Raw genomic sequence first — 12,640 nt, forward strand, 5'->3', positions numbered from 1 at the left:
TGCAAAGCCATAGAAGGCCATGTACAGGAGCGTTCCAAGAACAAGCGGAACTCCAACACCTGTGCATGCAAGGATTGTTGCCTTCAGGCCGGATTTTTTGAGTTTGTCGATATCTGTTTCCAGTCCGGCGCTGAACATCAGAAGAATCACACCGATTTCAGCCATGCCCGACAGGAAATCACTGGGATTAACAAGATTAAGCAGTGTTGGACCTATGAGAAGACCTGCGATGATCTCACCGGCAACCTGTGGCGCATGAAGTCTTCTGGCTATCAGTCCGAATAACTTTGCCATGACGATTATGATAAAAAGATCTCTGAGTATTTGAATTGTATCCATACTTATACCTCCATCTTATTGATGCTAGGAAATGAGTATGATACTTTTTCTTCTCAAAATCAAGTTAAAAAACTATAATCATGGAGGATATTATTTTATGAAGAGAAGGAAATAAGCCTATGATGAACGTGATCCCTCCGAAAAGGAGGAACATTACAGAAGTAAGAAAAACAGAAAACGCTGTATTTCTGCATTCGGAATATGGCATGCTGCGGGTAATGCCTCAGGTGGGCGGTATTGTCCGGATTTCTTTTTCGGAGGACGATACCTTTGCAGGAGAGCAGGGTAGTTTTTTTCAGGATTTTGCAGGTAGCCTCCCTTTTACCGTTACAGAGAGCGGGGATGAGATCGGGATCTGTACGGCGGAAGGCACCGTCACAGTAAGCAGAGCCGGCGGAGCAGTAACCTTTCTGGATTCCATGGGACGGAGCCTTCTTCGGGAAGCGCAGGATTTGCCCAGAGAACTGGAAAAGATCACGCTGTATCGCACGATCCCCACGAAGGACCTGCAGGTAGAAGAGATCCAGACCGCCGATGGGGTTAAAAAGAAGGTGAAGGCGGTGGAAAAGGAAGCCTATGGGGAGGCTTACCGCACCCGGACGTATTTCTCCTTTGCAGAGTCTGAAAGGCTATTTGGTCTCGGACAGGGCGAACACGGAGAATGGAATCTCAGGCATGTATCCTATTATGTCCATCAGGGGAACCGGAAAATCGGTATGCCTCTTTTGGTATCCACAGGCGGATACGGTATCCTGCTGAGCACGGAATCGCCGGCACTGTTTTCGGAGAACCATGGAAAAGCCTTTCTGCAGACGGAGGCAGACGCCTATCTGGATTATTATTTCCTCTTTGGAGAGGATCTGTTTCAGGTGGTAAAAAACTATCGGAGGCTTACGGGAAAGGCATCTATGCTGCCACTGTGGGCCTATGGATATATGCAGTCCAAAGAGAGGTACGAAAGCCAGGAACAGATCCTGGATACGGCGGGAGAATTCCGGAACCGGAAGATCGGAGTGGACACTTTGATCCTGGACTGGCTTAGCTGGGAGGATGGACAGTGGGGACAAAAAAGCTTTGACCCCGTGCGATTCCCGGATCCTGCCGGCATGGTGGAGCGTCTTCATGAGCAGGGCATACACTTTATGATGTCCATTTGGCCCAATATGAGCCCTAATACAGAGAATAACCGGGAGTTTCGGAAGCGGGGAATGCTTCTGCACGGAACCGATATTTACAATGCGTTTTCCGAAGAAGCCAGAAAGCTGTACTGGGAGCAGGTAGTAAGAGGGCTGGCACCTGCAGGTGTGGATGCCTGGTGGTGCGATTCCAGCGAGCCGATCTCTCCGGAATGGGAACACATCATGGAACCCTCCGACGGAGAAAAATACGTAGCCTTCAAAGAGGATGCTGCGGCGATCATGCCACTGGAAAAAGCCAATGCCTATGGAAGATACCATGCTATGACCATGTGGGAAGGGATGCGCAGCACCTATCCGGACAAACGAGTGGTAAACCTGACCCGAAGCGGCTGGGCAGGAAGCCAGAAATACGGTACCATCCTGTGGTCCGGTGACACAGCGGCTTCCTGGGAGTGCCTGAGGCAGCAGATCCGGTGCGGTCTGCAGATGGCAGCAAGCGGCATGCCCTACTGGACCATGGATACCGGAGCTTTTTTTGTCAAAGAAGGACCCTTCTGGTACTGGAAGGGGAAGTATCCGCAAGGAATCGATGATGCATACAAAAAACTGTATGTGCGCTGGCTGGAATGGGCGGCGTATCTGCCGATCTTTCGTGCCCATGGCACCGATGTGGAACGGGAACCCTGGGCCTTTGGAGATAAAGGAGATCCGGTGTACGAAGCGATCTGCGAGACCATTCGCGGTCGCTATCGCCTGATCCCCTATCTGTATTCCGTCGGCGCTGCCACCTCCATGGAGGATGGTATGATCATACGGCCACTGTTCTTCGACTTTCCGGAGGATGAACGGGTGTCTGAAATCTGGGATCAGTATATGCTGGGAGATAGCCTTATGATCTGCCCTGTTACAGGAGAAGATGACCAGCGGAGCATCTATCTGCCGAAGGGCTGCGGCTGGTATGAGATGCAAACGGAACAGTATTACAACGGAGGCCAAAGGATTGAGCTTTCCTGCGAGCTGGCGCGCATTCCGGTGTTTGTAAAAGAGGGATCGCTGATCCCTGCAAAAGAGGCTGCCGTCTGCACAAACGCCCAGAAGAATACGGTAACGGAGGTGATCGTTTATCCCGGAAGAGATGCCACCTTCCGCCTGTATGAAGATGCCGGAGACGGATACGGCTATAAACAGGGACAGTACTGCATTACCCAATTAAAATGGGATGATCGGAAAAAAGAATTCACTACCGAAACCACCGGAGATGAGCGCTTCCGGGTTGGAGAGATCCGGTACCGGGTGGTCGGATAAGGGGGTACATTCCCAAAGTATCTGCATAAAATTTCATCCGGGCATAGTGCCCGGATATTTTGAAACTTTAATTGTTGGAATGAAATATAGATGGGGAGGTTTTAGATATATGTGGATCATATTTGCACTGTTATCTGCAGTATTTGCTGCATTAACGTCAATATTGGCTAAGATAGGAATCGAAGGAGTGAATTCTAATCTGGCTACGGCCATCCGAACCGTGGTAGTGGTTGGAATGGCCTGGATTATGGTATTCATAACTCATGCACAGAGCGGGTTATCGACGATCAGCAAAAGAAGCTGGATATTTCTTATTCTCTCAGGTCTGGCTACGGGTGCTTCGTGGTTATGTTATTACAAAGCATTACAGTTGGGAGAAGCTTCTAAAGTAGTACCTATAGACAAACTCAGCGTGGTGATCACTCTGGTTCTGGCATTTGTGTTCCTGCATGAGCAGTTTACTGCAAAGTCAATTATGGGATGCATCCTGATCGGAGCGGGGACGCTGCTGATGGTAATATAATATTCAGGCATGCATCATTGGAGACATTGCGCATAGCATTATCTTCCTCATCTCAACCACGTTTAAAAATATTTATTCATGAATTCGGAACTCACTTCGATACTCTTTACCGGATCATTGTCAATCCAGTTCATGTGAGTTTCCAAAATAACTGCCATAACACCCTTTTCCTTTATGACTTCAGAAAGGCACTTAAGATTCATATTGCCTTTTCCAAGCTCTGTGGCCTTTTCTTTAAGGATGGGTGTCATATATGGTCCTTTTTGAGTGTTTCCTCTGTCATTAATATGCCAGTACTTAAGACGTGAACCGAGCTTTTCTATTATTGGATAGACGTCAGCTCCTCCGTCAGTCATCCAATATGTGTCCAGCTCAAAATTCACATATTCACCGTCAGTGTTTTCTATAATCACATCATAAGCTGTCTTATTCGTTGAAACCTTCTGCAATTCACAGTTGTGATTATGATATAAAAGCTTTACGCCGTGTTCTTTCAGAGCTTTTCCTGCAGTATTTAACCGCTCTGCCAGATTCTCAACCTCGTTTAAATCGCTATAATCAAACCTGTACATTCCTGTTATAACAACTACGTCTGTGCCATAGCTTTTTGCAAGATTCGCAACTTTCTCAGGATCTGCTTCTATTGCACCGAGATTTGAATGCATACTGCTTACCTTGAGCCCGCTCTCATAAATAAGCGTATGCCAATCCTGATTACCGCTGTTTCCTATGTCCATTCCACCAAATTTTGTCAAAAGCTTTACTATAAAAGAAGATTTTTCTATCATGAAATCATTTATCTCTATATAATCATATCCGGCAGCCTTAACATGTTTCAAAGCGTCAAGCGTAGTGTCGTAATTATCTGATACTGTACCGAGCATAATCTGCTGCACACCTTTTTTTACAGTATTCTCCTGAGTATTAAGCTGTGCACTGAAATAATCAGCTATTTCTTTTCTTGTAACTTCATAAGGTCCTGCTGTGGCATTTAGATATATATTTCTTATCAAAAAGGCAATAATCATGCACAACACGGCAATTAAGACGGTGAATATCAGCGGCTTTTTTTCCTTTAACTTTCTCATTTTAGATACTTATATTTCCTTTCGGTTTATTTTTGCTTATAATATAATCATCATGTGTTGATTTCAACCGACAAATATTTTACTTCTGTTGATTTCAGAAAAGGAGTATCAATGACTGCCTCAGGAGAGACCAAGATTTTACATACAAAAGAGCGTATAAGAAATTCCCTTATACAAATGCTTGGAAATATCACTATAGAAAAGATAACTATAAAGGAATTATGTATGACAGCCGGCATAAACAGGACAACTTTTTATAAATATTATGGCAGTCAATATGACGTGTTAAACGAAATTGCTTCAATATATATATCTAAAACAACCGCTCTGCTTATGGAGAATTTAGCCGAGGATCGGAAAATAGCTGATGATTTGGTAAATGCACTTCAGTTCATAAAAGACAATGCGGATTTTTTTATCTTATTTCTGGGAAAAGATAACTTAAATCCTATATCAGATATAAGCTCATTACTACCGGATTTTAATAAATTTGTGCTGGCATCTATGCGTAATTCATCTATCACAGAATATGAAAAAAAATATCTGTCCTCCTATGTTTTACACGGAAGTGTCAAAATGATAAGTGACTGGATATCTGATGGATGCAGCCTTAGCTGTCAGAAAATGTGCAGTTTAATATTAAATGCATCCGGAAGAGTAATAGGAATATGAATTGTAGTAAATGAAGAAAAATAATGATTATTTCGCATTATAAGCTGATTATTTCCAGATAATAAAAAGAAAAATGTTGGAGCCACAATAATGGAACGTGAAGAATTAAAAGCGGCAATTGTTAGGGATTTAAACTCTGAGGAATACCCATTTGTTGTAGAAGTAAAAGGGAATACGGTTATTGGACACTGGAAGGTACAAGAGGTGCCTCAGAATGTGGATGAAAAGAAACTTCGATCTTTTTCTGTGAAGTACAAGCTTCGAAAAAACAAGACCTTTTGCGGTGGCGAAATGACAGCACAGCGTTATGATTATACTCCACCGACGAGTACGCAAACGAAAACCGTGTATTCGGTTTCGGCTTCGGATAATCTGCCTTGGAGAAAAAAGGTTGATGCGAAGGATTATCCTAATATCAGCTATGATGCTCAAAAGTTGTATTCCATTATAGAAAAATATCTGATGAACAATGGTTTTTTCTATCGTCCAGGTGTATGGAATTCTGCATACATTGACTGGAATGCTGGATTTAAGCTCCGTGTTGTAGGTGTTTTGTTTATTTTGGTGGGATGCTTTGTATTTGGGGGATGTATAGAAACCGGAGTTTTATTATTTCAGTTATTTCCTCTTATCTATGTTGTTGTCGGGATATGGGTGCTTCTAATTGGCCTGGGAAAGGTGAAATTTTATGATCTAAGGCGGGATATTGCTATAAAGGTGATATTGGGAATTATTATAGGTGGATGGCTGGTGGTTTTTGCTTTGATGTTTTTGGAGAGTAAAGGGGTTCTTAGTTTGCCGATCCCGGGATAAAATATATGAAGCCGTAGCACTTTTTATATGAAAAATGCTGCGGTGTTGTTGGCGCTATTGTGTGGTACAGGCTGAACAAGAAGTGATGATGTGAGATTCGATTACGGATCGAGGAAGAAATATGCTTAGGATTGCAATCGTAGAGGATGAAAAAGAATACCAGGCAAGTCTTGTTGAGTACCTTAGCAGATATGAAAAAGATCATAACGATAGTTTTATTGTAAGAACCTTTTATGATGGTATAGATATACTGGATGACTATACATCGGATTATGATCTTATCTTTCTTGATATACATATGAAACATCAGGATGGTATGACAACAGCGAAAAAGATAAGAGAATTAGATCCTGATGTGATCATAGTCTTCATAACTGCACTTGCTCAGTATGCGATAGAAGGCTATAAGGTTAATGCTTTGGATTTTATATTAAAGCCGGTTGTATATGAGCAGCTTGTCGTTACAATGGACCGGGTGCTGAAAACATCTGATAAGTTTCGGAAAGATAAGACACTTATTGTTCTTGATGATGGTGCGAAGCGGAAAGTGTCTGTCAGTGATATTTATTACATCGAGGTAGTGGCGCATGATGTATTTGTTCATTGCAGTCTTGGTACTTTGGAGCACAAGCGAAGCACTCTTACCGCAATGGCAGAAGAATTATCGGACTATAATTTTGTAAAAGCGGGCCAGTCTCAGCTGGTTAATCTTAAATATGTTGATCAGATAAATGGAGACATAGTACGGGTTCATGGTGAGGATATTTACTTAAGCAGGAGTCAGAAAAAGAATTTTTTGGCTGCATTTGCGCAGTATGTAGGAGCGGAAATATAGATGGACGGATTCAATTTCAGATATCTGCTGGAGATGCTGATGCCAACTATTGGGCTCTGCATAGTAATTGGAAAAAGAAAAAATGGACTTATAAAGGCAATATGTTGCATTGCTGTAAGTCAGATTTTTAGCTATGCTATGATTTTGGCGGCAAAAAATGTTGGCTATGCCGGAACAGAGATCATAACCGGGATGGCAGGATATGCTTTTACTGTCGGATGGTTCATAGTTTCGTGGTTTTTTGTTGTGGCCTCAATATATTTGTGGACCGAGGTAACGTTATATGAGGCTGTATACATTTTTGCAGTTGGTTATTCCATAGAACATATCTTTTATTGCATAAGGACGTTAGTTGAGTATGTTTCAAATGGTAAAATCCTGGCAGATCAGCCTGTTATATACATGGCGTGTCTCATTGGTTCATTTCTTTTGGCTTACTATTGGTTTGCCAAGGGAACGGTGAAAAATGGCAGATTTTATGTTGAGACGGTTACTGCTACTTCGGCAACTATCGGAATTCTGCTTATTGTATGGCTTCTTAGTCTGGTATCGGGGATTTTTGGATTTACTTATCTTCATTGCATTTATGCGATCTTGAGCTGCATTTTTATACTTTCTAACCAGCGTGCGCAGCTTATCAGGGAGAATGAAAGGGCGGAGTTTAAGGTCAAGGAGCAGATTTGGAAGGATACTCAGGCAAGATATGAGATTTCAAAAGATGCCATGGCTATCGTAAACCAGCATTATCATGATATGAAACATCAGATAAGTGCGCTGGCTAGTATGGAAGATGATGAGAAGCGGCGTGGGATTCTATCTGAGATGGAAAATGATATAGCGGTGTATGATGCAGTTGTCAGAACAGGAAATGAGTATCTGGATACGGTTCTTACAGAGAAAAAACTGATCTGCCATAGTAAGCATATTCAGATGAGTTGTATCGCAGATGGTTCACAGCTTTCTTTTATGGATGAGATAGATCTTTATACTCTGATGGGGAATGCCCTTGATAACGCGATTGAAGCAAACGAGAAGATAGCGGATACAGCAAGGCGCTGGATTTCTGTTCAGATACAGGACAAAAAAGGAATTGTTCTTGTTGAAATAATTAACCCATATGAAGGGGATATAAAGATGAATGGGGATGTTCCGGAGACATCAAAAGAGGATAAAATAAGTCACGGCTTTGGAAGCGGCAGCATTAAGGCAATCACTGAAAAATACAAAGGCCAGATGATAATAAAGACCGATAATAATAAATATCTTCTCAGGCTGATTTTTACAGAAAATGGCAACTGAATTACCGGATTTGACAAAGAAAAAGCAGGATATGACAAAACCTGCTTTTTTTATTTGCAAAATGATAATCTCATAGCACAGAAAACGCGCATTTTTTAAAGGAGAGGGTTATGAGTAAAGGAAGAAAAATAGTCGGAACAATCATACGCAGCATTCTGATAGTATTTTTGGCCATGATCATAGTTGCGTTAAATAGCATTTTACCAAACTATGCAAGAATGGCTGACAGTATGATAGGTGGTATTAATACGAAGAAGGACAATTCCAAGGTCGATACTACGGGACTTGATCTTGACTATAACAAAGCGGATTATACAAAAGATTCAATCAAGGAGGCAGAAGCAGAGCTTCATCAGAGGATTGCTGATGAGGGCACGATTCTTTTGAGTAATGAAGAAAGTGCACTTCCTAAAGCAGCAGATTCAGTCTTTAGCTTTTTTAGTGTTAATTCAGCGACTGTTACTGCTAATGATTCAATGACTGGCGGAAGAAGTCTTAAAGACATTTTCAGTAATGCGGGAGTGGCGTTAAATACAGAATTATTTGAATTTTATAAGGAACAGTCCAAGAACTATGGACTTGGCAGCGGCTCAATATCATTTGGTGATGCAGAGGATTTCAGTATCAACGAGGTGCCGCTTTCAGTACTTCTTGAAAATGGATCAGTAATGGATTCGGTAAAAGGAACTGTGCCAGTATATTTTCTTAAGAGAGTAGCAGGCGAAGGAAGAGACATGCCAAGATCCATGTACAGCCATGCATCTTCTGAAGAGGATAAGGCAAGGACATATCTTGAGCCCGACAGCACTGAACTTGAGATTCTGTCATATCTGAATGAGAATTTTGATGAGATTATTCTTGTCAGCAATTCAAATGCAGCGCTTGATTTTGATTTCATTAAGAATTTTCCTAACATAAAAGCAGTTATCTCAGCTACAGCAATAGAGTCACTGCCATACATTTTGACAGGACAGGTGAACCCATCAGGAAGGACTGTTGATACATTTGCTTCAGATCCTCTTTCTTCACCTTCTGCTATGAACTTTGGTGACTATCAGTATTCAGACTCAAACGGGAATCTGACCAAGTACAATTATGTTACATATGAAGAAGGTATCTACGTAGGTTACAAGTATTACGAAACCAGATATGAGGATGTTGTTTTAAAACAGGGAAATGCCGGTGATTATGATTACACATCTGAGGTTGTTTATCCTTTTGGATATGGACTTTCATATACAACATTTGAGTGGTCAGACATGGATGTTTCCTGGAGTGATGATACATGTAATATCACAGTAAACGTTAAGAATACAGGATCTGTATCCGGTAAGGATGTTGTAGAGATCTACGCTCAAAGTCCATATACTCAGTATGACATTGATAATGGTGTGGAAAAATCATCTGTTCAGCTCGTGGCTTATGAAAAGACTGGGGAACTTGCTCCGGGGAAAAGCGAGACAGTAAAGCTTTCGTTTGATAAGGCACAGCTTAAAGCCTATGATTCAAGCAATGCAAAGACATATATTTTTGACGCAGGCGATTATTACATCACAGCTGCAAAGAACGCTCACGCAGCTATAAACAATATTCTTGCGGCAAAAGATGTATCATCAGCTCTTGTCAGCACATCAGGCTTGTCTTCAGAGAATGTGACTAAGGGCGGAGATATTTCTTTTGTAAGCCTGTATACTCCTGATAATGCAGATGTAGATACAGTTACTTATGCAAAAGACAGCTACTCAGGTGTAGATATTACTAACAGACTTGATGATGCAAGAGGTGAGAATACCTATCTTACAAGAAGTGACTGGACAGGTACTTTCCCAACACATGATGGAGTACCAAGTGCTCAGATAAGCACATGGGGAAATGAGATAAATGGAAGTGACGGAGTATCTTATACGTATACAAAGACTGCTTCAGAAGAACTTATCGCACAGCTTGACAGTTTTGATTCGGGAACGACGGTAGATAAGGCATCACTTTCAGAGACTAAGATTGTATACGGTGCTGATAATGGACTTAAGCTCATCGACCTCAGAGGCCTCGATTATGATGATCCATTATGGGATGATCTTTTGGATGAACTTACAGCTGAGGAAATTTATAATGCCATCGGTGTAAGTGGATATGGAATCGAATATATTAAATCTATAGAGAAGCCATATAACATAGATGCGGATACAGCGGCAGGTCTTATCTATGGCGGAACCGGGGCTATGTTCCCGAATGCAATGACACTGGCACAATGTTGGAACCCTGCCTTGGCTCTTGAGTTTGGAACGATGATAGGTAATGAGGGACTTCTTGGCGGCGCAGACGGATGGTATGCTCCTTCAATGAATATACACAGAACTCCTTTCTCCGGAAGAAATGGTGAGTATTATTCAGAAGACGCCTTCCTTTCAGGCGTAGTTGGCTCAAATGCAGCATACGGAGCTGCTTCCAAGGGTATGTATACTTACATTAAACATTTTGCATTCAATGATCAGGAAAATCACCGTGGAGACAGGGATGGCCAGTACAGTATTGCAACGTGGTTAAATGAGCAGGCTGCCAGAGAGATTTACCTTGTTCCTTTTGAAATGACAATGAAAGCCGGAAACGTGACTCTTAATTACGTTGAGAAGCAGGAAGATGGAAGTTATAAGAATGCTTCTAAAGAGATAAGAGCTTCGCAGGCAGTCATGACCTCTTTTAACAGAGTTGGTGCTACATGGGCCGGAGGAGATTATGGACTGCTTACCGGAATTCTGCGAAATGAATGGGATTTTGATGGCATTGTTATGACAGATAATGCTAATACAGGTGTCTTCATGGACGGCTATCAGATGACTGAAGCGGGTGGAGATGTGAAACTTACATCGCTTACTTCTGCAGCCAGATATAACTTTGATAAAAATGATCCTGCAACATATTATTACGCAAGAGAAGCAATGCATCATACTCTTTATACTGTAGTCAACAGTAAGGCCATGAATGGCGCCATGCCCGGAACAGTTATCAAGGACGGCACAAGAACTACTGATCATTTGGTGAGAATTGTAACTGTTGTATGCGTGCTGCTGATTGTTCTTCAGATCTATAAGATATTCAGGCTTTACAAGCCTACAGCTAAAAAGCTCGCAAAGCTTAAGGAAAAAGCTGAGAAAAAGGCCGCAAAACAAGGCAATACCTAATTGATAGATAACATAGAAAAATACCACCAGTCCCGGTCAGGCTGGTGGTATTTTGATGCGCTTTGGCAGCAGTTAAAAATGCAGTTTATACAGTGGTTACAGGTTTTCCTTGAGCAAGTTATACTTGAATATCCATTACCAAACGGAGCCAAGGTTAAATTTTTGGACGACAATGTTACATATCTTGGTAACCAGCTTGAGTCAGAGTTTGGTGGAGACAGATGTTTCGGGATTCTTGCAAATATGGATTTCATAATGGTATGCACATATGAGGCAGAGGGTGCAAATCCAGAACTTGTTCTTTATAAGAAAAGATAAGGTAAAAATGCGGAAGTAGTAGGAAGAGCGTAGTGAAAAAAAAGATTCTACCAATCAGGTAGAATCTCTTTCTATTATCCTGCAAGGAAGTCGCACTTCGCCTCGCAGAATGTCTTCTTTATGTTCAATTTTTGAAATCAAGCCTTCGGCTGATTTGTAGCCGATATCAAAAAGAGGGGGTTCAACAGTTGTGAGTGTTGGACGACACACTGTTGATAATTCCCTGTTATCAAAGCCAATAAGTGCAATATCCTTGCCAACCTGAATCCCGGCATCATTGCAGGCATCTATTACGCCCATGGCCATTTCATCGTTATGGGAAAAAATAGCAGTCACATGCTGCTTGATAAGTTTCTTGGTGGCGTTGTAGCCACTGTCTCTTGACCAATCACCATTTACTACATACCCGGGATTGTAGGGGATGTTATGATCATATAAGGATTCCTGATAACCTGTTAGTCGCCATCTGGTGTGAACACTGCTTACTTTGCCGGTTATGGTGGCTATTTTTTTGTGCCCTTTTTTGATCAGAAGAGAAACTGCTTCATAGGCGGCGTGCTGATCATCATACAAAACAGAAGGAATCGCAAGGGATGGAGAAATGCAGTAAGCGCATACGAAAGGAATATTGATTTCAAATATGCTTGGTACTACTCTGTGAGAATGGCAGCCAAGATAAATAATTCCATCAACCTGCATGGAACTCATGTGTGAAACTGCATTGTTTTTGATTTCTGAGTATCTATCCTTGTCATTGTCAGGATCAATACCAAGAGTGTTTATGCGAAGATTTTCCAAGAGATAACGATAACCCTTCTCTTCACAACAGGCTCCGATGCCGTCTATTACTGGAGGAGTGTTGAATACGGTAAGGTCCTCTGCAAGGATCCCAATCGTCCTGCTGAAACCGGTTTTTAGATTTCTGGCATAGAGGTTGGGATGATAATTAAGCTCCTCAGCAATTTCCAGAATTTTCCTGGTGGTCTCTTCACTTATATTTCCGGTGCCATTTAAAACCTTGGATACTGTTGCGACAGATACCTGGGCTTTTTTGGCGATGTCCTTCATATTAGACACAGTTCGTCCTCACTTCCAAAATACTAATTACAAGATAATGGTAAACGTTT

11 protein-coding genes are annotated in these 12,640 nt (G+C 41.8%); 8 read left to right on the forward strand and 3 right to left on the reverse strand.

From position 1 onward, the window contains the following. The coding region (locus tag G588_RS20410; RefSeq protein WP_035788618.1) for a cation:proton antiporter at positions 1–339 on the reverse strand (339 nt) is incomplete at its 3' end. Positions 340–458: 119 nt separating this feature from the next. Between G588_RS20410 and G588_RS20415 the strand changes: the two genes are divergently transcribed. Both G588_RS20415 and G588_RS0114380 read left to right on the forward strand, forming a co-directional pair. Then, positions 459–2,783, forward strand: a complete 2,325-nt coding sequence (locus G588_RS20415; protein WP_022779428.1) for a glycoside hydrolase family 31 protein — start codon at positions 459–461, stop codon at positions 2,781–2,783. Positions 2,784–2,892: 109 nt separating this feature from the next. Further along, positions 2,893–3,306, forward strand: coding sequence for an EamA family transporter (locus G588_RS0114380; protein WP_022779429.1), 414 nt, complete (start codon positions 2,893–2,895; stop codon positions 3,304–3,306). Between the two features lie 62 nt (positions 3,307–3,368). Here the strand turns inward: G588_RS0114380 and G588_RS0114385 are convergent, their stop codons facing one another. Then, positions 3,369–4,394: a sugar phosphate isomerase/epimerase family protein gene (locus G588_RS0114385; RefSeq protein WP_022779430.1), complete on the reverse strand. Its 1,026-nt coding sequence runs from the start codon at positions 4,392–4,394 to the stop codon at positions 3,369–3,371. Between the two features lie 111 nt (positions 4,395–4,505). Between G588_RS0114385 and G588_RS0114390 the strand changes: the two genes are divergently transcribed. The 6 genes from G588_RS0114390 to G588_RS23285 all read left to right on the forward strand — a co-directional run bounded on the left by G588_RS0114390 (position 4,506) and on the right by G588_RS23285 (position 11,513). Beyond that, entirely contained in the window at positions 4,506–5,066 is a 561-nt protein-coding gene (locus G588_RS0114390; protein ID WP_022779431.1) for a TetR/AcrR family transcriptional regulator, read from the forward strand. 90 nt (positions 5,067–5,156) lie between these two features. Then, the gene (locus tag G588_RS0114395) at positions 5,157–5,879 is read left to right on the forward strand and encodes a hypothetical protein (RefSeq protein WP_022779432.1); all 723 of its coding nucleotides are present in this window, start codon (positions 5,157–5,159) and stop codon (positions 5,877–5,879) included. A gap of 121 nt (positions 5,880–6,000) precedes the next feature. After that, positions 6,001–6,714, forward strand: coding sequence for a LytR/AlgR family response regulator transcription factor (locus G588_RS0114400; RefSeq protein WP_026668803.1), 714 nt, complete (start codon positions 6,001–6,003; stop codon positions 6,712–6,714). Next, positions 6,715–8,013 (forward strand): ATP-binding protein, encoded by a 1,299-nt coding sequence (locus G588_RS21735; RefSeq protein WP_022779433.1) that lies wholly within the window; start codon positions 6,715–6,717, stop codon positions 8,011–8,013. It begins immediately after the preceding gene. 110 nt (positions 8,014–8,123) lie between these two features. After that, entirely contained in the window at positions 8,124–11,195 is a 3,072-nt protein-coding gene (locus G588_RS0114410) for a glycoside hydrolase family 3 N-terminal domain-containing protein (protein WP_022779434.1), read from the forward strand. Beyond that, on the forward strand, positions 11,196–11,513 hold the full coding sequence (locus G588_RS23285) for a hypothetical protein (protein WP_278246667.1): 318 nt from the start codon (positions 11,196–11,198) through the stop codon (positions 11,511–11,513). A gap of 54 nt (positions 11,514–11,567) precedes the next feature. Here G588_RS23285 and G588_RS0114420 read toward each other — a convergent pair whose 3' ends face one another. Then, positions 11,568–12,581, reverse strand: a complete 1,014-nt coding sequence (locus G588_RS0114420; RefSeq protein ID WP_242830374.1) for a LacI family DNA-binding transcriptional regulator — start codon at positions 12,579–12,581, stop codon at positions 11,568–11,570. Positions 12,582–12,640 lie beyond the last annotated feature (59 nt).

Origin of the sequence: Butyrivibrio sp. AE3009 (assembly GCF_000420845.1) — a bacterium.
In the GTDB taxonomy this organism is placed as follows: domain Bacteria; phylum Bacillota; class Clostridia; order Lachnospirales; family Lachnospiraceae; genus Butyrivibrio.

What these genes read in the sequence shown, in the direction of transcription:
- G588_RS20415 (WP_022779428.1), top strand. Translation starts at nt 459, where the DNA reads ATGATGAACGTGATCCCTCCGAAAAGGAGGAACATTACAGAAGTAAGA.
- G588_RS0114380 (WP_022779429.1), top strand. Translation starts at nt 2,893, where the DNA reads ATGTGGATCATATTTGCACTGTTATCTGCAGTATTTGCTGCATTAACG.
- G588_RS0114385 (WP_022779430.1), bottom strand. Translation starts at nt 4,394, where the DNA reads ATGAGAAAGTTAAAGGAAAAAAAGCCGCTGATATTCACCGTCTTAATT.
- G588_RS0114390 (WP_022779431.1), top strand. Translation starts at nt 4,506, where the DNA reads ATGACTGCCTCAGGAGAGACCAAGATTTTACATACAAAAGAGCGTATA.
- G588_RS0114395 (WP_022779432.1), top strand. Translation starts at nt 5,157, where the DNA reads ATGGAACGTGAAGAATTAAAAGCGGCAATTGTTAGGGATTTAAACTCT.
- G588_RS0114400 (WP_026668803.1), top strand. Translation starts at nt 6,001, where the DNA reads ATGCTTAGGATTGCAATCGTAGAGGATGAAAAAGAATACCAGGCAAGT.
- G588_RS21735 (WP_022779433.1), top strand. Translation starts at nt 6,715, where the DNA reads ATGGACGGATTCAATTTCAGATATCTGCTGGAGATGCTGATGCCAACT.
- G588_RS0114410 (WP_022779434.1), top strand. Translation starts at nt 8,124, where the DNA reads ATGAGTAAAGGAAGAAAAATAGTCGGAACAATCATACGCAGCATTCTG.
- G588_RS0114420 (WP_242830374.1), bottom strand. Translation starts at nt 12,581, where the DNA reads ATGAAGGACATCGCCAAAAAAGCCCAGGTATCTGTCGCAACAGTATCC.